The sequence below is a fragment of the Saccharomonospora azurea NA-128 genome (assembly GCF_000231055.2).
GTDB classification, from domain to species: domain Bacteria; phylum Actinomycetota; class Actinomycetes; order Mycobacteriales; family Pseudonocardiaceae; genus Saccharomonospora; species Saccharomonospora azurea.
Genome location: NZ_CM001466.1, coordinates 582,696 through 602,659 on the forward strand (window position 1 = coordinate 582,696; position 19,964 = coordinate 602,659).

Below are 19,964 nucleotides of genomic sequence, written 5' to 3' on the forward strand. Positions count from 1 at the left end.
CGTCTTGACCGACTCCGCTTCGGTCTTCGCGTGCTGGGCCGCGAGCTCGGCCTGCTCACGCGCCGCCCGATCGTCACGGGCCTGCGCGAGCGCCCGGTCGCGGGCACGTTCGGCGGCCTCCGCCCGTTGCGTGGCGTCCTCGGCTTCCGAACGGGCCGCCAACGCCTGCTCCTCCGCCTGCCGCACCTGCGCCAGCGCCTGTTCCTCCGCGCTGGTCAGGCGCTGCCCCATGTCGTTCAGCGCCGACAGCAGGGGAGCGGTGGCGGTGTCGAAGGCCTCGGCCGCCCGGCGCAACTCCACGAGCGGCTCGACCACGGCGGCCGTGCGCGCGGCCCGTCGCTGCCGCGACGCCGCATCGGCGTGGGACTTGCAGCAGTAGGACGACGGCCGGCCTCCCTTGCGTCGACCGTTCTCGTCGACGGCGGGTGGAGGCAACGGATTGTCGCAGCCCTCCAACGCGCACACACCCTGCGAGTTCTCCTCAGGCACCGGCTCGGCGCTCACCAGCTCGTCAGCCACCGCACCAGTGTCGCCCACCGTCCACGGCGGTCGGCAGTCGGTGCGTGGTCCGGATTGCGATGCTCGGGTGATCTGTTCCCGCTTGGCGCAAAGTGGATCCAGGGCAGCTCCTAGCGTCTGATCCGGCTCGGCGCGGCCCACCTGGCGGACCTCGTCCGACGCCACGGAATCCAACGAGGGGCAACGATGAAACGCATGCTCGCCACCGCCGCAGCTGCGGCGATGACCTCGACAGCAGCTGAGCTCAGGCCCCGGGCGGGGCCGCGCTGTCCCCGGCGCTGTCGCCCTGCGTCGGGTTCGCGGCCGGGATGATGCTGATGCCGCCCGAGCTCTCCAGGATCGCGTAGTCGATCTGGTCGAGGCGCAGCAGTCCCTGTCGGCTACGGGCCACGGCGAGCACGTCCTCCACACTGATGTGCTCCTTGCGCAGGCGGTGCTCCAGCGGTCTGCCGCGCTCGACGAGCACCACAGGGGCGCCCTCCACCAGTCGACTGAACCTCTTGGACCTGAACTTCACCAGGTCCGCGGCGCGGTCGAGGACCACGAGCGTGATGATCGCCAACACCGCCGTGGTGATCGAATAGTCGTCACCGAGCAACGCCTGTTGCGTGGCCTCGCTGATGATCAGCAACAGCACGAGGTCGACCGTCGTCACCTGCGCCATGGTGCGCTTGCCCGTGATTCGGAACAGCACCACGATGACCAGGTAGATCACCAGGGCTCGCACCACGATGTCCACGCCGCATCCCTTCGGTCACGGATACACGAGCTGCCGGATGCGCACCGGCTTGGCCGACGTCCCCCCGACGGTGGTCTCGAGCACGCCGAGCCCGGAGTTCGGGCGCAGATCGAACGTCACCGTCAATGGACCGTCCCCACGCACGCCGAACTCGTAGACGAGGCGATCACCCTCGGCGGTGACCGACATCGGATCCGGGGTCGTGGCCATGACCTCGTTGTCCGCCAGGTAGTCCTGCGAAAGCGACAGACGGATCGACCCCTCGTGCGCGCTGCCCGGCGGGAACCGCACCTGCAGAGTGGACTCGCCGAGGTTGCGCACGAACCGGTCGTAGTCCACCTGCAGTCGCCCGTCGGCGCCGGTGACCCGAGCCTGACCGAGCGCGCCACCACCCCACAGTCCCGCCAGCCCCGCCAGGAGGATCAGGACGAGCACCACCCACGCGACGCGGTTGACTCGCCACTCGCGACGCTGGAACGCCGGGCGTTCGTCGATCACGTCGGCGACGTCGCTCGCCTCGCCCACGGTCCTCGCCTCCTCGCGCACGGGACGTGACGATCCTTCCCTCCGCGATCGATCTCGAAACCACCGTGTCGGCGCGGTTTCCACCCGATCGAGCACACCGGACTGTCGGACCGCGCCGATACCCTGCGCGACCATGGCCGCCGAATCCGTGCTGCACCTGCTCCGACTTCACTACACCGACTCGGAGGAGGACGCCGCCCCGTTCGTCACCGCCCACGTCGAGTACCTGCGGCGGTATCACGCCGACGGAACGTTCCTGGTGTCGGGCCAGACGCTGCCGACGTCGGACGGCGGAGTGATCGTGGCCCACGGTGTGGACCGCGACGCCGTCGAGGCCCTCAGCGCGCAGGATCCGTTCGTGGTCGCGGGCGTGGCAAGGTACTCGATCACCACCGTCACCGCGGGCCGGGTCCACCCCGCGCTCGCCGGACTGCTCGGCTGACTCGGCTTGCGAGCCCGATGTATTCCGGGAAGTGATGCGGACACGGCCGGGGATGCCCGTTCAGAACACGCGGTCGCGCCGGATGTGGTGGGGGATCAGGTCGAGGAAGGCATGCAGCGCCCGCGTCGGCGGACGCGTCGCGGAGGCGACCACGCTGAGCGTCCAGGCCAGTCGGGCGTCCGCGAGGGGGACGGTACGAACGGTGTCCCCGGCCGTCGCGGCGAAGTCCGGGGGCAACAGCGCCACGCCCAGGCCGTGCGCCACGTAGTCCGCGATCGTGGTGATGTCCGAGACCTCGATGAGGACCCGCCGGGACAGCCCTTCCTTCGTAAACGCGTCGTCCGCGACCTGGCGTTGCCCGAAACCGGCGGGCATGTCGACGAAGGATTCCCCGGCGATGTCTCTGAGCCGCACCCGCTTCCGGCGGGCCAGTGGGTGATCGGCGGGGACCAGCAGCTGGACCTCGTACCTCTTGATGGCCCTCGATCTGAGGTGTTCATCCTTGATGTCGGCTCCTACGAAGGCCACGTCGACGTGGCTCTCCTTGATCCGCTCGATCAGCCCGGAGGTTCCCCGCTGGGAGGTCTCGGTACGCAACCGGACCTCGGGATGACGGCGGTGGAATTCACCGGCCAGCGCGGGTACGTCGATCACCGTCAGCCCGCTGAGGACGCCGACGGTGAGGCTGCCGCGCAGCCCCGTGGAGAGCGGCTCCACTGCCGCCCGGGCCCGGTCGAGTGCCTCGATCGCGGTCCGCGCCTCGGGGAGGAACGCCGAGCCGGCCTCCGTCAGTCTGACCGACCGCGTGGAGCGGAGGAGCAGTTCGATCCGGAGTTCGTGCTCCAGGGCCTTGATACCGGCCGAGAGCGTGGACTGAGTGATGTGCAGCCGCTGGGCGGCCCTCGTGAAGTTCAGCTCCTCGGCGACGGTGATGAAGTACTCCAGCCGCTTCTGGTCCACACTCACCTCATTTATCGGCATGTCCGATCGAATGTTCGAAAACATTCGTTGGACACGATAGCCGGGCGGGGGCACTGTTGTCGTGCGGGCCAACGCCCGGCCCAGGAAACGTCAGCGAAAGAGAATGCCCATGCGCGTACTGCTCACCGGCGGCACCGGCTACCTCGGAGCCGCGGTGCTCGATCGGCTCGTCTCCGGCGGCCACCAGGTCACTGCCCTGGTCCGCTCAGCCGAGAAAGCCGAGCTGGTGCGGGCCAAGGGCGCCGAACCACCCCGGCGCACACCATGATCGGTTCCGGTGACCAGCACTGGAGCACCGTGCACGGTGGACGACCTGGCCGAGCTTTACGTGCTCGCGCTGGAGAAGGCCCCGGCCGGTTCGTACTTCCTCGGCGCCAGCGGTACGAACCCGACCGTACGAAGCGGTGAGCCGCTCCGTCGGCCTGGCCGGACGCGTCGAGCCCGAACCCGTCGTGCAGACGCTCGACCGGCCCGGCCCGGCCTGCTCGGCGAGGCCCTTCTTCTCGACCAGCAGGCTTCGGGCGGCACGGCCCGGCGTGTCCTGGGTCGGACCCCCACGGGACCGTCGGTCCTCGACGACATCGCGCGTACTGACTTCTGAGAAAGGCCCGCGCCCCGGGCCCTGCCCGGCCGCAACCCTTCTTGAGGAACTTCGACATGAGCACTCCCACCGCTCCGACCGGGGCAGGTCATCGCCGTCCTGCCGGGCCCGGTCCCCAGTCGGCGGAACAGTCCCGCCCATCCGTGCCTCGCGGCGGCCCGCTGGCCGTCGCGGCAGCCATCGCAGCCGGCATGGTGGTGCCGGTACAGGCACGTCTGAACGGCGAGCTGAGTCAGCGCCTCGACGACGGCATCGCCGCGGCGGCGATCAGTTTCTCGGGCGGACTCGTCCTGTTGTCCCTCCTCGCGCTCTTCTCCCCCGGGCTGCGCGGCGCGCTGCGCCGCCTGGTCGGCGCTGCACGGGATGGCCGACTCCCCCGCCGGTACCTGCTGGCCGGTGTGCTCGGCGGCACGTTCGCCCTGGCCCAGTCCACCGCCGCGCTGGTCACTGGAGTCGCCGTGTTCACCGTGTCGGCCATCGCCGGTCAGACCTTCGGCGGTCTGATCGTGGACAGCCGGGGTATCGGCGGCGGCCTGCGGCAGCGCCCGGGCGCTGCCCGGCTCACGGGAGCGGCCGTCATCCTGGTGGCCGCAGTCGTGTCCGCTCTGCCCCGTTTCGCCGACACCCTCGCGCCGGCCACGATCATCCTGCCGGCCCTCGCCGCCCTCGCCGCCGGCTTCCTCCTCGGCGTGCAGCAGGCACTCAACGGAGCGACGACGGCCGCGTCGGGCTCGCCGATCGCAGCGACCTGGCTCAACTTCCTTGTCGGTGCGGTGTTCCTCGCCGCGGCCTGGGGGGTGAAAACACTCGTGCAGGGGACCGTGGGGGACCCGCTGCCCACCAGCTTGTGGGTCTACCTCGGTGGTCTGTGCGGCGTGGTGTTCATCGGCGCCTCGGCGTTCCTGGTGCGCCGGATCGGGGTCCTGCTGCTGAGCATGGCCTCTATCGCGGGGCAGCTCGCCAGTTCGATCGCCCTGGACTTCCTGGTCCCGTCGGGCGGTCGGTCCCCCTCCGTCCTCACCGTCCTCGGTGCGTTGCTCACGTTTGGCGCCGTCTGGATCGCCTCCCGACGCCTTCGTGACACCACCGCGAAGTGATCCACGTTCGCGCCCGGACCGGACGCGGACCCGCCCCACCCCTCTCTCGATGGAGAAGCAACACAGTGCCGCCCACGGCAGGAAAGGAACCACAGGTGTCCCAGAACCAGCAGCAGAACAACGAACGCATCCTGATCAAGGGCGCATACCTGATGACGCAGGACGACAAGCTCGGCCACTTCGTGGGCGACATCCTCATCGCCCACGGCAGGATCCTCAAGGTCGGCCGGGACCTGTCCGACGACCGGGCCAGGGTCATCGACGGCACAGGGAACGCCGTGCTGCCCGGTTTCATTGATACCCACCGCCACAACTGGCAGGGAGCGCTGCGCAATCTCGGTCCCGCCTGGACCTACCAGGAGTACCGCAGCCAGGTGCAAATCGGCCTCGGACAGTACTTCGCCCCCCGGGACGTCCACATCGGCAACCTGGCGGCGGATCTGATGTCCCTCGACTCCGGGGTGACGACCGTTCGGGACGAATCGCACATCAGCAACAGCCCCGAGCACTCGGACGCGGCGATCGCCGCGCACTGGGAGTCGGGCATCCGTGCCGTCTTCGACCACGGCTGGCCGTCCACGGAGGCCGAACAGTGGCAGTTCGGCAGCGACCGCACCCACCCCGACGACATCCGGCGCATCCGCAACGAGGTGCTCGCCGACGACTCGGCGCGGGTGACCCTCAACGCGATGCTCCGCGGACCGGAGCTGTCCACCCCCGATGTGTCCGAGCGTGACATCCGGCTCGCCCGTGAACTGGGCCTGCGCATCAGCATGCACGTGGGCCTCGGGGAGTGGGGGGCGGAGCAGCAGGCCGTACGGCAACTGGAGGAAGCCGGGCTGCTCGCCTCCGACATGACGTTCATTCACCTGTGCACGTCGACCGACGAGGAGCTGAGGATGCTGGCCGCACGCGGCGCCACCGCGTCCGTGGCCGGCGCCCTCGAGGTCTTCATGCCGGGCCTGGGTCAGCCGGCCACCAACCGGCTGCTGGCCGCCGGTGTCCGCCCGAGCCTCAGCGTCGACACCGAGACGATCGTCAGCGGTGACATGTTCGGCGTCATGCGGGCGACCCTCGCCTACCAGCAGCTGATCCTCGCCGGTGCGGCCGGGCCCATGGACCGTGTTCCCGGCCTGCCCACGTTCGACGCCGCCGACCTGCTGTCCTTCGCGACCATCGAGGGCGCACGGGCCGCGGGGATCGACGACCGCACCGGCAGCCTGACCCCGGGCAAGGAGGCAGACCTGATCATGATCCGCCTCGATCACGCCAACATGTTGCCCGCCACGGACGTCGCGGCCACGATCGTCGCGGGCGGCCACGCCGGCAATGTCGACCTGGTCGTGGTGGCCGGTGCCGTCCTCAAGGAGAACGGTGTCCTGAAGGGAGGCGACGCCGTCTTCGGCGAGGCCGCGGCCTCCCGTGACCGGCTCTTCCGCGCCGCGGGCATGCTGTAGCCGGGGTCGGAGGCCCACCGCCCGGACGACTCGCGTCGTGCGGTCGGCCGAGTACGCCGCCTCGGCTTGCGCCTACCCATCGTCGCCACCACCTCTCGCGGATCGCCCCAGCGTGTTCGCTTTCCGGGAATCCTGTCAGCGGAGACAGGCCGACGACGTAACGTTGGCAGCTGCCGGCCACCGACATCGCACGCCGGGACACGTCAGCACCATGGGGGAATTGTGCGAGTGGGCCTGAACGCCCTGATCGACCCGGGACTCGACGCGCACGTCGAGGAGTGCCGGCGTGAGAGAGCCACGTCCGGCGGCGTCCGCGGCCCGAGCGGTCCGGAGGAGCTCCAGGCGTTCCGAGCCAAGCAGGCCGCCGCCGCAGCGTGCTCCGAGACGTCCGCGGTCGAGCAGACCGTCGACGTCGCCGGACGGCGAGTGCCCGTCAGGATTCTGACTCCCGACACCACGCCGCGCGGCGTCCTGCTGGACATCCACGGCGGTGGCTTCTATCTGGGGTCGGCGGCACAGGCGGACGCGCGCAATCAACAGCTGGCGGACGCGCTCGGCATCGTCGTCGTAAGCGTCGACTACCGCCTCGCGCCGGAACATCCGTGGCCGGCCGCACCCGACGACTGCGAAACGGCGGCACTGTGGTTGCTCGACCAGGCCGAGTCCCGCTTCGGTACGAGCCGACTGGCCCTCGGCGGCTTCTCGGCGGGAGCGACGTTGGCCATGACGACACTGCTGCGCCTGCGGGACCGCGGACTCGTCGACCCGGTCGTCGGCGCCGCGCTGCAGTTCGGCACCTACGACCTCAGCGGTCTCACCCCCGCGGGCCGGCTGATCGCCGACGAGTACTTCATCGAGGCCTACGCCGGTCGGGCACCCGACCGCACGGCGTCCGACATCTCCCCGATCTACGGTGACCTGCGCGGACTGCCACCGGTCCTGATGGTCGTCGGCACCGCCGACATCTTGCTGGAGGACAACCTGGCCATGGCGGGCCGGATCGCCGCGGCCGGAGGCGACGTCGACCTGCGGATCTATCCGGAAGCGCCGCACGGCTTCACGACACGTCCGACGGGCATGGCCTCGGCCGCGCGGCACGACATCCGGCGTTGGCTTGCGGGCCGGATCGCCGCAGCGCCGGGCTGACGCGGGCTCACGACGGAGACGACCGCTGCGCGCAGACGATCAGGATGCCCGGGCACGGCGCATAGTGACAGTCGCTCGGGCAGGGCACCGACTCCGTGGACACGCCACCGAACCCCGTGCCCTCCAGCAGTTCCCGCCATGCGTCCGGCGGCAGATCCCACCGGGGGATCTCGAACTCGCGGAAGCCCGGCGCCACATGCGAGATCACGAGTCGCCCTCCGGGTCGGAGCCTGGCCGCCACAGCGGGCAACAGCGTCTGCGGATCGACGAACCACGCCGCTCCGAACCGCGAGTACACCGCGTCGACCGGCGGGCCGTCTCCGGTGAGGTAGTCGACGACCTCCGCCTGCACGAACTCCAGCCCCGGGATCCGGTGCCAGCGCGTGCGGGCCTGCGTGACCGCCGCCGTCGACTCGTCCACTCCGGTCACCCGCCACCGGTGGGCGGCGGCGAGGTGTGCCGCCTGCAGTCCGCGGCCACAACCGAGATCGACGACTCTGGCTCCCTCAGGGTGCTCACCGAGCAGTGACTCGTCCGGCCCGCGTCCTCGGTGATGCGTCCATCCGAACCACGTCTCCACGTGCGTCCCCCTCCCGCCGCCGATCCGAGTCTGGCAGGCGAGCTTCGTCGCGGTCTACGGCCCGATACATGGAATGGCCGAAAGTTGGGCGTTCCATGTATCTTGGTCAGGTGAGTACGGACGAGGTCTTCGGTTCACTGGTCGACCAGATGTTCGCGCTGCACGATCGAGTGCGCAGCGAGCTGAGGGCACTGTGCGGGGAGATCGGCCTGACTGATGCTCAGATCGGAGTGCTGTGGCGGATGGCCGCCGAACAGGGGCGCGACGTGACGGCCGGTCAGCTGGCGGACCGTCTGGGGGTCGATGCGTCCACTGTGACGTCGCTGGTCGATCGGCTGGAGCGACACGACGTGATCAGGCGGGTGACTCATCCCTCCGACCGTCGCGCAAAGATCCTGCAGCTCACCCCGCTGGGTTGCGAGCTGCACGACCGCATCGGGGACTACCGCCGACACGGATCACCGTTCGCCGCCCTGACTCCGGCCGAGCAGCAGCAGCTGCACGAGTTGCTCTCACGCGCGCTCGGCACGCGTGCGCAGCCGGTCGTGACATCGCACGAGCAGCAGAGCGGGGGGCAGGGATGAACCGAAAGACCGCCGTGGTCACCGGAGCGACTGCAGGACTGGGGCGTGCGCTCGCGCGGCGACTCGTCGAGCACGGCTACAACGTCACGATCGTCGGACGGGACGAACGGCGCACCGCACAGGTCGCCGACGAGCTGGCCCGCAGTGCCAGGGGTGACCAGGACGGTGTGCAGATCAGCCGGCACCTCGCCGACCTCGTCCGCCAGGAGGAGGTCCGAGCACTTGCCGACGTGCTGGCCGACGCCGGTGTCGGTATCGACGTGCTGATCAACAACGCGGGCGCTGCGTTCGACAGTTTCGCCACCACCCCGGACGGCGCGGAGCGGACCTATGCGCTCAACCACCACGCGCCGCTGCTGCTGACCCACGAACTGCTGGCGAATGGATCGCTGTCCGGTGACGCACGGATCGTGAACATGTCCAGTTTCCTGGAGAAGCGCGCGCGTCTCGTTGTCGCCGATCCCGACGTCGTCGGCACCTCGTGGGGCGACCGGCGGTACTCGCAGACTCAGGTCTACGCGACGAGCAAGCTGCTCGCCTTGGTGGCCGCGGCCGAGACGGCACGACGGGCACCCGGCGCGATCAAGGTCTACAACGCCGATCCCGGCATGGTGCGCACCGGATTCACCAGCAATGCCGGTGGTCCGATGCGGCTGACGGCTCCGCTGTTCCGGCTGTGGTCGATCAGCATCGAGCAGGGGATCCAGACTCCGCTGTGGCTTGCGACGGCCGACGAACCTCCTGGGCCCAATGGTGGGTTCTTCGCCCGCTCGCACCCGGCTGCTCCCTCTGCCCGAGCACTCGACCCCGCGCTGGCACGCGAGGTCTACCAGCGCACCACCGCCTTCCTCGGGATCCCGCCACTCTGACCTGCACACCGACGCCCGACACCCGACACCACTGCGGTTACCTGGTCGGCCTCGGTTTTCCGCCGAGCTGGATGGCCGGGCGGGTCGCCGACCTCCGCCCGAACAGTCCGCTCGTTCTCTGTCCCGGCATGACGTTCCACACGGGTGCTGAGCCGACAGTCGACGGGCAGCGCCCTCGGCGAGGCGGAGTCGACGAACTCGGTGCCGTAGGCGGCTCGGTCGACCACCCACTCCCGGGCCGAGCCGCGCGGCCTTCGCTCGTGCGCCACCGAACACCGACACTCCACAGCTTTCTCGTCCGTGGTCTCGGACTGAAAGCCGTCACCGAACCGGTGAATGCGGCTCTGACGGTGCCTGAGCTCAACCCCATCCCACACCGATTCGTTCTCGTGCGCCGCCCACGCCGCGTTGGCGAGCTCGCCAGGCCGGGCGTTCCCGGGCGTTCGTGAGGTTCCAGCGGGCATTCTCGCGCGGCTCCCGAGGTCACACCCGACTTGAGTTAAGCGAACGCGATACGAAAAACGTATAAGCGTGACGCGAAACGAAGAACCTATGTGCCACACAATGGAGGTTATGTGGCACGGCGATGCTGGATCGTCAGATGACGGAGGGCATACGGGGTTTGTCGCCGCCCGCTGGCGACGACCGCCACGGCGGGGACTCGAAGCCGTAGTCCGGCCGACCAAAGGGCCTTCTGATCGAGGCCGGCGTGGTCGAAGCGCACCGCAACGGCGTCGGCCTCGAGAACCCTCCCGAAGCCGCACTCCGTCAGCGCAGTTCCGCCAGCAGCCTTCGCGCCTGTGGTGCGCTTCGATCGGCGGACAGCAGGTCGAACCGGCGGGCCGTCACGCCGGTGACCGAGGCGAAGTCTCGCTGCCCACCCGTCGCCCAGTGCCCGAGGAACCCGGAGACCGCGCCGGCGATCGCGCCGATGATCAAGCCACCCAGCAGGAGACCGAGCCACACCGGCCCGAAGGTGAACAACCCGACGAGCAGGCCCAGCAGCAACCCGAACAGGGCACCGCCGGCCGCACCGGCTGCCGCGGCACGCCCCTTGGTGACACGCCCGGTGATGTCTTCGACCAGGTGCAGATCACTGCCGACGATGCGCAGGTCCTCGACCGGAAACTGGTTGTCGGAGAGGTAGTCGACCGCGCGTTGAGCTTCGGTGTAGCGCTCGTAGGTGGCCAGCACCTGCTCTCCCGGACGAACCTCCGGGTCGCTGATCGGCGGGTTGTCGCTCACGTTCCGTCCTCCTGTCGCCTTCACCGTCAGCGACATACCCGCCCGACCGGACCGGCAACCAGCCACCGCGTTATGGCCGTGAGGCCGCGCTCGTGCTCCGGCGGCGTCGCCTGCCACGTCGAGTGCGACCATCGGGCCATGGCTGATCGACGCGAGTTGCTGGTGGACGCCACCCCGCTGCCCGAGGACCTGGACCCCCGACTGCGCCGACAGCTCACGTTCGTGATCGAGATCGACCGGTTGAAGACGGTGCTGCGTCAGTCGCCGCTCGTGTCCGCGGAACGTCGGGAGAACGACGCCGAACACTCGTGGCATCTGGCGATGATGGTGGTGCTGCTGGCCGAGTACGCCGACGAGCCGATCGACGTCGGCCACACCGTTCAACTGGTGCTGGTGCACGACCTGGTCGAGGTCTACGCGGGCGACACCCCGCTATACGACGTCGCGGGCGGGCAGGATCAACTCGAACGGGAACGACTCGCCGCCGACGAACTCTTCAGCCTCCTTCCCGACGATCAGGCAGTGCGGCTGTGGGCGTTGTGGGACGAGTTCGAGGAACGCACGACCCCGGAGGCGCGTTTCGCCAAGGCGATGGACCGCCTCCAACCGCTGCTGCTCAACTGGATGGCCCGCGGTGGCACCTGGCGAACTCCCGGTGTCACCGCTGACGACGTGCGCCAACGCAAGGCCGTGATCGGGGATGCCTCCACACAGTTGTGGGAAGCCGGACGACAGCTGATTGACGAAGGCGAGGCGCGCGGCTGGGCGCGGCCAGCAGGGGAGTCGCGTTGAGCGCTGCACCGGCCGGACACGCTGTCCCGGCGCGCTGGTGACGCGGCTCGTCGATGAACGACGGTCGCCGGTGATCGAACCGTGTGGGCGGGAGGTTGCCGGCCCCTGACGTCAGGCGTGACCGGGTGGCGCCGCTTCGGCCCCGCACGCCGAGGACTCTCGGCGCGGGGCCGAGGCGTGACCACGGGAATACGGTCGGGTCGCGGTCGCGTTGCTGCTTGCGCGACGGGCTGTCGTCGGCGTCCGTCGTCGCAGATGTCGTGGCGCAGGTCCGGCCGCTCGTCGGACGTCGTGCGGGTGTCCGGCGTGAGGGGGACGGAAGGCGATGACGCTTCGTCGGTTCGAGTATGCCCTGGCTGTGGCCGACGCGGGTTCGGTGACGGCAGCGGCGGAGTCGCTGCGGGTCGCCCAGCCGTCGGTGTCGCAGCAGATTCGTGGCCTGGAGCGGGAACTCGGTGTGACGTTGTTCGCCCGCACGCCGGCCGGGCTGGTGCCCACCGCGGTGGGTCGCGCTTTCCTGCGGGACGCGGAGGTCGCGGTGCGAGCGGCGCGGCGGGCGAAGGCGACGGCCCAGGCAGGCGCCGACGAGCTGGAGGGCGAGCTGGTCGTCGCGGCGCAGATGGGGTTGGGAACGCGGCAGCTCCCGGGCGCGCTGCGCGCGTTGCGCCGCCGCTTCCCGCGACTGGAGATCACCGCGTTCGAAGAGGCGAGCTTCGCCGAATTGGAGCGGCTGGCGCGTCGGGGCGTGGTGGACCTGGGGCTGATGGCCGGGCCGTGCGAGGACGGCCCGTACGAGGGGCACCACCTGGGCGACGAGGAGTTCGTCGTGGTGCTGAGTCCCGAGCGCGCGCAGCTCGCCGACGACCGGGTCGAGCTGCGCGCGCTGGAGCGGGAGCCGTGGATCAGGTTCGACCACGACAGCACGCTCGACGGTGTGCTGCAGAAGGTGCTGTGGGACCACGCGCTGGTGCCCACCACCGTCGCCCGCGTGTCCCAGACGTCGACGGCGGTGCGCTGGGCCGCCCACGGGCTGGGAGTGACGGTCGTTCCGACCTCCGCCGTGCCGTGCGGGTTCGAACACCTCACCCGTCCGCTGTCGCCCGCCGTTTCACTCCCGATCGTCGCCGCGGTCCGGCCCGGGGCGGGGCCTGCGGAGATGGCCTTGCTCGGGTTCCTGCGTGAGGAGGCCTGGCACTACACAGGCTGCTCGAACGGCAGCTCGGGGCCTGGTCACAACTGGGTCATGCCGCCGTCCACGACGAACTCGGCCCCAGCGGTGTAAGTGGCGTCGAAGGCCAGGAACACCATCGCCTTGGCGACTTCGTCCGGATTCCCGAAGCGCTGCATCGGGTTCTCCGCGACCCGTTCGGCCATGAACTGCTCCACCTCTTCCTCGGACATCGTGTTGCCCAGGATTCCCGTGTCGATCGGACCGGGACTGACCGCGTTGACCCGGATCCCGCGGGGCAGGAGCTCGCGGGAGAGGCTGCGGGCGAGCGAGCGCAGTGCAGCCTTCCCGGCCGCGTAGACGCTGGTCTCCGCCATACCGACGACATTCACGGCCGACGTCGTGAGGACGACGCCGGCGCCCGGGCTCAGCAGTGGCGCGATCTTCTGCACGGTGAAGAAGGCGCCCTTGACGTTGACCGCGAATGATTCGTCGTACTCCTTCTCGGTCACCGACTCCAGAGGTGTGGCGCTGGCGATCCCCGCGTTGACGAACAGCGCGTCCACCGTGCCGAGGTGGTCGCGTACGGAGGCGGCCAGGCTGTCCAGGTCGATCAGCGACGCCACATCGCCCCGGACGGCGAACGCGTTGTCGCCGAGCCGCTCGGTGGCGGCGTCGAGTGTTTCCCGAGAACGGCCGGTGATCACCACGCGTGCTCCGGCGTTCACCAGCAACTCGGCCGCCGCAAAACCGATTCCACTGCTGCCGCCCGTGATCACGACGTTCTTGCCTCGGTAGTTGTCGTTCATTTCCTCTACTCGTTTCTGTTCGACAGATTCCCGGTGAGTGTGGTCCACTGTTTCCGCGTTTCCGCTCCGCTGGAGGTGACGGTCCTGCCGCTCCTCGTCGGGGATGGTCAAGACGCGTCGGAGGGGCCGCGCTCCCACGGCGTTGTCCGACGCCAAGAAGCCCCGCGCACGATTGCCGCGCCGATTCCGCGAGAACCGCCGGTGACCAGAAGCTGTTTGCCCGTGAATTCTCGCGCTCCGGACTCATCCATGTCCGTGACCATTCCGCTGCCCCTCGTTGATCTATTTCAAGCTAAGCGCGAAAGGGGATGAAAGGCAAAGACGAAAACCGAGCGGACGCCATAGGGTTTTCCTATAGGTGAGCCCGGTCGATTCCGCCCGGTGTCCAGGCGCACTCGGCCGTCTGTGTCGGGTGAGGTGGTGTCTTGGCGGTCAGGGCACCGGCGAGCGGGGCGTGACCGCCGGCCCCGGAGCGCCCGGTTCACTCTCAGGGCTACCGAGGTGCCAGGAGCCCCGGACGTGGCAGTCGTGGTTGGCCCACCACTGGAGATCGACGCGGTCCACGTGAAGGTGGACGGGCAGCCGGTGGCGCAGGTCGGCTTCGACGCTCTCGCGTGTGATGCCGTCGGTGCACCGGTCCAACGTCAGATGCGGCACCGGGTCCGGGAATCGCCCCTCGTAGGGCGGGCACTGCGGGAACGCCTCCACCAGAGCAGCCGTCAGCGCGCGCAACGGCCCGTCCGGATCGGCGCGGAGGTGGATCAGACCGTCGGGGAAGGTGTCGACCGTTGCGAGGGTGGTGTCGAAGGGATTCGACGACGCCATGATCGACCCCACGGTGTCGAGATCGGCGTGCGACGGCTCCGGCAGCCACGGGCCGAGCACGGTGATGTGTGCGTGCACGAACGCGGGATCGGAGGAGAGGAACGAGGCGTCGTAGTGGGCGGTCCGGTCTCGGATGTACTCGTCGAGTTCGGGCACCGGAACGACGAGGACCGAGTGTCCTTGGGACATCGGAGGCGACTCCTTCGACGGGAACAACCGAGTCGGAGCGGCGAACGTAGCATCCGCCTCGCCGCGTCGGCCGCCCGCACGGCCTTGGGTCAGCGGCGGATGAGGCCGAGATCGGTGGCGGTGGCGACGGCGGCGGTGCGGGAGTCGACGCCGAGCTTGGTGTAGATGCGTGCGAGATGGGACTTGACGGTGCCTTCGGTGAGGTGGAGGCGGTTGCCGATGGCCTGGTTGGACAGGCCGTCGGCAACCAGGGCGAGGACTTCGGTCTCGCGCCGGGTCAGGGCGGTGCCGGGGGCGCGCAGCCGTTTCATCAGTCTGTCGGCGACCGTGGGGGCGAGTGTGGTGCGTCCGGCGGCGGCGGTGCGTACGGCGGCGGCCAGGTCCTCGGGCGGGGCATCCTTGAGGAGGTAGCCGGTGGCGCCGGCCTCGATGGCGGGCAGGGTGTCGGCGTCGGAGTCGTAGGTGGTGACGATCAGTACTCGGGGGGCTCCCGGTTGGGCGGTGATCTGGGCGGTGGCTTCGGCGCCGCCCATGCCCGGCCCGAACTGTAGATCCATCAGCACGACGTCGATGTCACCGTCGGCGGCGCGGGTGACGGCGTCCTCGGCAGTGGCGGCTTCGGCCACGACGACGATGCCCGGTTCGGTTTGCAGCACGGCGCGCAGCCCGGCGCGGACGACGGGGTGGTCGTCGGCAAGGAGGAGTCGGATGGGGGTGTCGGTCACTGGCGGGCCTCGGGCTCGGTCTCGGCTGACGGGGTGAGGGGCAGCTGGGCGGCCAGGGTGGTGCCGTGGCCGGGCGCGGATTCGACGGTGAGGGTGCCTCCTAGAGCTTGGGCCCGGGCGCGCATCGCGGCCAGCCCGAACCCGCCGGACTCGGGGTCGGGGGCGGGCAGGCGGGCGGGGTCGAAGCCGCGTCCGTCGTCGACGACGTCGAGGGCGACGTGGTCACCGAGGTAGCTGAGCGTGACTTCGGCGCTCGTGGCCTCGGCGTGGCGGACGGTGTTGGCAAGGGCGGATTGGGCGATGCGCAGCAGAGCGACCTCGTGTGCGGTCGCAAGCGGGGTGGGGTCGCCGGTGAGGTGGAAGTGCGCGGTGAGGCGGTGGCGGGTGCTGGTGGTGGTGCACAGACGTTCCAAGGCGCCGGCCAGGGTGGCACCTTCCAACGTGGGCGGGGTGAGGGCAGCGACGAAGCGGCGGGCCTCGGCGATGTTGTCCACGGCGGCCTGCCTGGCCGCGTCGACGTGGCGGGCGGCGTCGTCGGGCCGGCCGGGCAGGGCGCGTTCGGCGGCGCGCAGCAGCAGCTGGATGCTGGACAGGCCCTGGGCGATGGTGTCGTGGATCTCGCGGGCCAGACGCTCGCGTTCGGCGAGTACACCGGCGGTGTGCTGGGCGGCGGCCAGGTCGGCCCGGGTGGCGGTGAGCTCCTCGATCAGCCGCCTGCGCTGTTCGCTCTCCCTGTACAGGGCCTGATATCCCCACACCACCGCGACGGCCACGGCGGCGCCAAGCGCGGGACCGATCACCATGGCGAGGCTGAAGGAGCCGGTATGGGCGGCGAACCCGGTGATGGCCGCCACGGCTGTGGCAGCCACGGCCCCCAGGCCCGCGCGGCGCGGCAGCAGGTGGAGCTGGAGGAAGTACAGCGGGAAAGCGACCCATACGGCGTCGGGCGACAGGGCCAACAGCACCAACCACACGGCGCCCACGGCGGCCAGCCACCAGGCGGCGGCCCGCCGCGAGAGACGAATGCGGGGCAGGAGCGGTCCCACGGCGGACATCAGGCCGCACACCGCCGCCGCAACGACGACCAATTCGGCATCGGGCTGGTCATCGGCCACGGCCCGGCCAGCGGCCAGGACGAGCAGGCCGATGACCAGCAGGTGCAGGCACCAGGCCAGGGCGCGGGTGGCCGGGGTCAAGGCGGGGGCAGCGGTGTTCACAGTGCGTCCCAGGTTACGGAGGTCAGCGCCCGGAGGACCTCTATCGAAAGTGAGAACACGTGTACCACTTTTCGGCTCGTGAAGTGCCGTCCTGCGCCAGATGCCACAGGGAGGGGCGGCCGCGACGGTGGAGGCATACCGCTTCCTCGTCGGAAAGGACGTCACGGCTGTGTTCGTCGCCTGGAGAGATCTGAGGTTCGCCAAGGGGCGCTTCGCCCTGATGGGGACCGTCATCGTGCTGATGACCCTGCTGGTGGGGCTGCTGTCCGGGCTGACGGCCGGACTGGGCCAGCAGAACATCTCCGCGATCACGTCCCTGCCTGCCGACAGGGTGGCCTTCCAGGCACCCAGCGGCGGTCAGGACCTGTCGTACTCGAATTCCACCGTCACCGAGCAGCAGTGGCAGCAGTGGGCTGAAGCCCCCGGTATCGACAGCGCCGAACCGCTCGGGATCACCACGACCAAGGCCTCGGCCGGGGACAAGACCACCGGAATCTCGGCCTTCGGCGTCCGGCCGGGATCCCACCTCGCTCCGGAGAGCAGCAAGATCACCGACAGCGCGGTGGTGTTGTCCACCGCGGCCGCGGCAGAACTCGGTGTGAAGGCCGGCGACTCCCTCACCCTGGCGGGCCAGCCGCTGCAGGTGGCCGCTGTGCAGGGCGAGGCCTACTTCAGCCATGCCCCGGTTATCTGGACCAGCCTCGACACCTGGCAGAGGACCGCGCCGCCCACTGGCACCGGCGACGGCCCCGTTGCCACCGTCATCGCCCTGAACACCACTTCCGGGGCCGATACGGAGGCCGTCGACGTACAGGCCGGTACCACGACGGTCACCACCGAGGACTCGCTGGCAGCGATCGGCTCCTACACCTCCGAAAACGGCTCTCTGCAGCTCATGCGCGGCTTCCTGTTCGTCATCTCCGCACTTGTCATCGGGGCTTTTTTCACCGTCTGGACCATCCAGCGCAGTGGCGATGTCGCCGTCCTCAAAGCCCTGGGCGCCTCGACAGCCAACCTGCTGAAGGACGCACTCGGCCAAGCCATCGTCCTGCTCGCGGGAGGCACCCTGCTCGGCACCGGCATCGCCGCCGCCCTGGGGGCACTCATCTCGGGCTCGGCCGTGCCGTTCCTTCTCACGCCCGCCACTGTCCTGCTCCCCGCCGCCGCGATGATTCTCCTCGGCGCCCTCGGAGCCGCCCTGTCCATTCGCCGCATCACCTCCGTCGACCCGCTGACCGCCTTGGGGAGCGCCCGATGAGCCTCAACTTGACCGCCATCACTCTCACCTACCCCGATGGCGACAGTCGCCTGACCGCCCTCGACGACGTCAGCTTGGAGGTCCCCCAGGGGAGCCTGACCGCCGTCGTCGGCCCTTCCGGGTCCGGTAAGTCCAGCCTCCTCGCGGTCGCCGCCACCCTGATCACCCCCGAAGCCGGCACCGTCACCATCGACGGCACACCCACCACCGGCATGACCCGCGCAGAACTCACCGAACTGCGCCGCCGTAAGATCGGCATCGTCTTCCAGCAGCCCAACCTGCTGCCCTCCCTCACGGCCGCGGAACAACTTCAGGTCATGGCCCAAATCGACGGCCGCAAGCCCCGCACCGCCCGGGACCGGGCCAGGGAACTCCTCGACGCGGTGGGCCTAAGTGGCCAGGCCGACCGACGCCCTCACCAGCTCTCGGGTGGCCAGCGCCAACGCATCAACATCGCCCGCGCTCTGATGAACGACCCGACCGTCCTTCTGGTCGACGAACCCACCAGCGCCCTCGACCACGAACGCGGCGCGGCCGTCATCGACCTGCTCACTCGTCTCACCCACCAGCAGGCCACCGCGACCGTCCTGGTCACCCATGACCGCACCCACCTCACCGCCGTCGACCAGATCGCCGAAGTCCGCGACGGTCGCCTCCGCCTGCCCGCACCGATCCGCTGAGCTCCCGACGCCCCGGTCTCATCCTCCGCGGTATGCCAGAAAGGACCACCCATGGGATACACCCGGCTCACTGTCACGCTTCAGCACGGCCACGGAACGCTCGCCCGGCTTGCCGCCACCCTCAACAACCACCACGTGCTCGGCTTGGCGTACACCACCTCGTCACCGGACTCGGCCACGGCCGTCGTGTGCGTGCCGCGGTCCGTCGCCCCGCGCGCACAGCACAAGCTGCGCAGACTCGTCGATGTGATCGACGTGTCGCCGGATCCCGCTGCGGGCGGCACCGCCGAAATTCCAGCCCCCATCACTTTCGATCCCGCCCTTCGTGCAGCCGACCTGTGAACGGTGAGCCGATGCGCTGAACGACAGTCGCCACCCCGTGGCGGAGACGCGGGTGGGAAGGACCGCTTCGGCTCCGGACACGCGGGCTCCTCGGCGGTCACTGCCCCTCACCGGTGTCACTGAGCGAACACCGTGCTGGACAGCGTGACGTGGACGACCGTTCCGGCGAGGATGCTGAGCACGGCGTTGCGTCGCCACAGGTGCAGACCGATCGTCACGGCCAGGGCCGCGAGCGGCGACACCATCCGGGGATGGGTCAGGGAGACGTCCCGCAGGCAGTAGATCGTCAGGATCACCATGATCGCGCCGGGCATGCGGGTGCTCAGGAACCGGATCGTCGGGCTCGCGCGGAGTCGGGCGAGCACCGTGAAGGGCAGGGCCCGCAACGCCCAGGTGACACAGGCGCCGGTGAGCGCGGCGGCGATGGCGTAGACGGTGTCAGTCACGGCTATGCCGCTTACGGGTCGTGACGTGCCGGGCCAGCAACCCGGCGGTGAGCAGCGAGACGGCGGCGAGAAGCAGTTGGCCGGGGAACAGGATTCGGGCGATCACCGCGCTGAACACGGCGAGCGCCGGGGTGAACAGCTCGCCGTCCAGGTTCCGCAGGGCGTCGAGCGCGAGGACGGTGAACAGGGCGGTCAGGGCGAAGTCGAGGCCGCGGATGCCGTCGAAGACCTGCGCCCCGCCGAGGAGAGCCCCGGTCGTCGCGCCCGTCACCCAGTAGAAGTGCAGGAAGAACTGCAGCCACAGGATGCGCCGGCTGTGCCAGGACCGGGCCTCGTTCGTCGAGGTCAGCGCGTATGCCTCGTCGCTGAGCGCGAAGGTCGAGTACAGCTTCCCGAGTCGACCGTTCACCTGGTGCAGGGGAAAGGACAGCGCGTAGAAGGCGTGGCGGGTGTTGATGATGAAGGCGGTCCCGGCGACGACGGTCAGCGGTGCGGCGGCGGCGACCAGGCCGATGAGGACGAGTTCGAACGAACCGGCGTAGACGACGGCGGGCGACAGGATCGCCCACCACCAGTCGAGGCCGGACTGGATGACGAGGACGCCGAGGGCGATACCGAGGGGGAGGTATCCGAGGCCGACGGCAGCGGAATCACGGAAGGCGTTCCGCGCATGAGAGGTGGTTCGCGCCGCGAACCCGATTTCGGCTCGGCGTGTTCGCATGACGACA

23 protein-coding genes and 1 pseudogene are annotated in these 19,964 nt (G+C 69.7%); 12 read left to right on the top strand and 12 right to left on the bottom strand.

What is annotated here, in order from left to right:
- The 3 genes and pseudogenes from SACAZDRAFT_RS23615 to SACAZDRAFT_RS02730 all read right to left on the bottom strand — a co-directional run.
- Positions 1 to 519 (bottom strand): annotated as a pseudogene (locus SACAZDRAFT_RS23615) (hypothetical protein); the annotation flags it as partial.
- Between the two features lie 244 nt (positions 520 to 763).
- Complete coding sequence (locus SACAZDRAFT_RS02725) at positions 764 to 1,258, bottom strand: DUF421 domain-containing protein (RefSeq protein ID WP_005438435.1); 495 nt, start codon at positions 1,256 to 1,258, stop codon at positions 764 to 766.
- Between the two features lie 15 nt (positions 1,259 to 1,273).
- Positions 1,274 to 1,804, bottom strand: coding sequence for a hypothetical protein (locus SACAZDRAFT_RS02730; protein ID WP_232286348.1), 531 nt, complete (start codon positions 1,802 to 1,804; stop codon positions 1,274 to 1,276).
- Between the two features lie 112 nt (positions 1,805 to 1,916).
- On the opposite strand from SACAZDRAFT_RS02730, the gene SACAZDRAFT_RS02735 reads away from it, so the two are divergent.
- Positions 1,917 to 2,225, top strand: a complete 309-nt coding sequence (locus tag SACAZDRAFT_RS02735; protein WP_005438438.1) for a YciI family protein — start codon at positions 1,917 to 1,919, stop codon at positions 2,223 to 2,225.
- 60 nt (positions 2,226 to 2,285) lie between these two features.
- Here the strand turns inward: SACAZDRAFT_RS02735 and SACAZDRAFT_RS02740 are convergent, their stop codons facing one another.
- The gene (locus SACAZDRAFT_RS02740) at positions 2,286 to 3,185 is read right to left on the bottom strand and encodes a LysR family transcriptional regulator (protein WP_040927640.1); all 900 of its coding nucleotides are present in this window, start codon (positions 3,183 to 3,185) and stop codon (positions 2,286 to 2,288) included.
- A gap of 130 nt (positions 3,186 to 3,315) precedes the next feature.
- On the opposite strand from SACAZDRAFT_RS02740, the gene SACAZDRAFT_RS23620 reads away from it, so the two are divergent.
- From SACAZDRAFT_RS23620 to SACAZDRAFT_RS02760, 4 genes are all read left to right on the top strand, one after another.
- Positions 3,316 to 3,474: an NAD(P)H-binding protein gene (locus SACAZDRAFT_RS23620; protein WP_005438441.1), complete on the top strand. Its 159-nt coding sequence runs from the start codon at positions 3,316 to 3,318 to the stop codon at positions 3,472 to 3,474.
- Between the two features lie 389 nt (positions 3,475 to 3,863).
- A complete protein-coding gene (locus tag SACAZDRAFT_RS02750) occupies positions 3,864 to 4,904 on the top strand; it encodes a DMT family transporter (RefSeq protein WP_198283895.1) in 1,041 nt (346 codons plus the stop codon).
- 95 nt (positions 4,905 to 4,999) lie between these two features.
- A complete protein-coding gene (locus SACAZDRAFT_RS02755; protein WP_005438445.1) occupies positions 5,000 to 6,361 on the top strand; it encodes an amidohydrolase family protein in 1,362 nt (453 codons plus the stop codon).
- Positions 6,362 to 6,583: 222 nt separating this feature from the next.
- The gene (locus tag SACAZDRAFT_RS02760) at positions 6,584 to 7,507 is read left to right on the top strand and encodes an alpha/beta hydrolase (RefSeq protein WP_005438447.1); all 924 of its coding nucleotides are present in this window, start codon (positions 6,584 to 6,586) and stop codon (positions 7,505 to 7,507) included.
- Positions 7,508 to 7,514: 7 nt separating this feature from the next.
- Here SACAZDRAFT_RS02760 and SACAZDRAFT_RS02765 read toward each other — a convergent pair whose 3' ends face one another.
- A complete protein-coding gene (locus SACAZDRAFT_RS02765) occupies positions 7,515 to 8,087 on the bottom strand; it encodes a class I SAM-dependent methyltransferase (RefSeq protein ID WP_005438448.1) in 573 nt (190 codons plus the stop codon).
- Between the two features lie 110 nt (positions 8,088 to 8,197).
- Between SACAZDRAFT_RS02765 and SACAZDRAFT_RS02770 the strand changes: the two genes are divergently transcribed.
- Positions 8,198 to 8,671, top strand: coding sequence for a MarR family winged helix-turn-helix transcriptional regulator (locus SACAZDRAFT_RS02770; protein ID WP_232286349.1), 474 nt, complete (start codon positions 8,198 to 8,200; stop codon positions 8,669 to 8,671).
- Positions 8,668 to 9,540, top strand: a complete 873-nt coding sequence (locus SACAZDRAFT_RS02775) for an SDR family NAD(P)-dependent oxidoreductase (RefSeq protein WP_005438453.1) — start codon at positions 8,668 to 8,670, stop codon at positions 9,538 to 9,540. The genes SACAZDRAFT_RS02770 and SACAZDRAFT_RS02775 overlap by 4 nt, the downstream gene beginning before the upstream one ends.
- A 768-nt stretch (positions 9,541 to 10,308) precedes the next feature.
- On the opposite strand, the gene SACAZDRAFT_RS02780 is transcribed toward SACAZDRAFT_RS02775, so the two are convergent.
- Positions 10,309 to 10,785: a general stress protein gene (locus SACAZDRAFT_RS02780; protein WP_005438454.1), complete on the bottom strand. Its 477-nt coding sequence runs from the start codon at positions 10,783 to 10,785 to the stop codon at positions 10,309 to 10,311.
- Positions 10,786 to 10,923: 138 nt separating this feature from the next.
- Between SACAZDRAFT_RS02780 and SACAZDRAFT_RS02785 the strand changes: the two genes are divergently transcribed.
- Positions 10,924 to 11,577: an HD domain-containing protein gene (locus SACAZDRAFT_RS02785; protein ID WP_005438460.1), complete on the top strand. Its 654-nt coding sequence runs from the start codon at positions 10,924 to 10,926 to the stop codon at positions 11,575 to 11,577.
- 325 nt (positions 11,578 to 11,902) lie between these two features.
- Entirely contained in the window at positions 11,903 to 12,859 is a 957-nt protein-coding gene (locus SACAZDRAFT_RS02790; protein ID WP_005438467.1) for a LysR family transcriptional regulator, read from the top strand.
- Here the strand turns inward: SACAZDRAFT_RS02790 and SACAZDRAFT_RS02795 are convergent.
- The 4 genes from SACAZDRAFT_RS02795 to SACAZDRAFT_RS02810 form a co-directional block, all read right to left on the bottom strand.
- Complete coding sequence (locus SACAZDRAFT_RS02795; RefSeq protein ID WP_005438470.1) at positions 12,808 to 13,554, bottom strand: SDR family oxidoreductase; 747 nt, start codon at positions 13,552 to 13,554, stop codon at positions 12,808 to 12,810. The genes SACAZDRAFT_RS02790 and SACAZDRAFT_RS02795 overlap by 52 nt on opposite strands.
- A 432-nt stretch (positions 13,555 to 13,986) precedes the next feature.
- On the bottom strand, positions 13,987 to 14,568 hold the full coding sequence (locus SACAZDRAFT_RS02800) for a 2'-5' RNA ligase family protein (protein WP_005438471.1): 582 nt from the start codon (positions 14,566 to 14,568) through the stop codon (positions 13,987 to 13,989).
- 89 nt (positions 14,569 to 14,657) lie between these two features.
- Positions 14,658 to 15,293 carry a response regulator gene (locus tag SACAZDRAFT_RS02805; RefSeq protein WP_005438472.1) on the bottom strand — a complete coding sequence of 212 codons (636 nt, stop codon included), beginning with the start codon at positions 15,291 to 15,293 and terminating at the stop codon, positions 14,658 to 14,660.
- Positions 15,290 to 16,510, bottom strand: a complete 1,221-nt coding sequence (locus SACAZDRAFT_RS02810) for a sensor histidine kinase (RefSeq protein ID WP_005438474.1) — start codon at positions 16,508 to 16,510, stop codon at positions 15,290 to 15,292. The genes SACAZDRAFT_RS02805 and SACAZDRAFT_RS02810 overlap by 4 nt, the downstream gene beginning before the upstream one ends.
- 169 nt (positions 16,511 to 16,679) lie before the next feature.
- Here SACAZDRAFT_RS02810 and SACAZDRAFT_RS02815 point away from each other — a divergent pair, with 169 nt between their 5' ends.
- The 3 genes from SACAZDRAFT_RS02815 to SACAZDRAFT_RS02825 are packed head-to-tail and all read left to right on the top strand — an operon-like array spanning position 16,680 to position 18,790.
- On the top strand, positions 16,680 to 17,768 hold the full coding sequence (locus SACAZDRAFT_RS02815) for an ABC transporter permease (protein ID WP_040927888.1): 1,089 nt from the start codon (positions 16,680 to 16,682) through the stop codon (positions 17,766 to 17,768).
- Positions 17,765 to 18,448: an ABC transporter ATP-binding protein gene (locus tag SACAZDRAFT_RS02820; RefSeq protein WP_005438480.1), complete on the top strand. Its 684-nt coding sequence runs from the start codon at positions 17,765 to 17,767 to the stop codon at positions 18,446 to 18,448. Before SACAZDRAFT_RS02815 ends, SACAZDRAFT_RS02820 begins: the two co-directional genes overlap by 4 nt.
- A 51-nt stretch (positions 18,449 to 18,499) precedes the next feature.
- Positions 18,500 to 18,790, top strand: a complete 291-nt coding sequence (locus tag SACAZDRAFT_RS02825; RefSeq protein ID WP_005438483.1) for a hypothetical protein — start codon at positions 18,500 to 18,502, stop codon at positions 18,788 to 18,790.
- A gap of 116 nt (positions 18,791 to 18,906) precedes the next feature.
- Here the strand turns inward: SACAZDRAFT_RS02825 and SACAZDRAFT_RS02830 are convergent, their stop codons facing one another.
- Positions 18,907 to 19,236: a branched-chain amino acid transporter permease gene (locus SACAZDRAFT_RS02830; RefSeq protein WP_005438484.1), complete on the bottom strand. Its 330-nt coding sequence runs from the start codon at positions 19,234 to 19,236 to the stop codon at positions 18,907 to 18,909.
- Positions 19,229 to 19,957 (bottom strand): AzlC family ABC transporter permease, encoded by a 729-nt coding sequence (locus SACAZDRAFT_RS02835; protein ID WP_005438485.1) that lies wholly within the window; start codon positions 19,955 to 19,957, stop codon positions 19,229 to 19,231. Before SACAZDRAFT_RS02835 ends, SACAZDRAFT_RS02830 begins: the two co-directional genes overlap by 8 nt.
- Positions 19,958 to 19,964 lie beyond the last annotated feature (7 nt).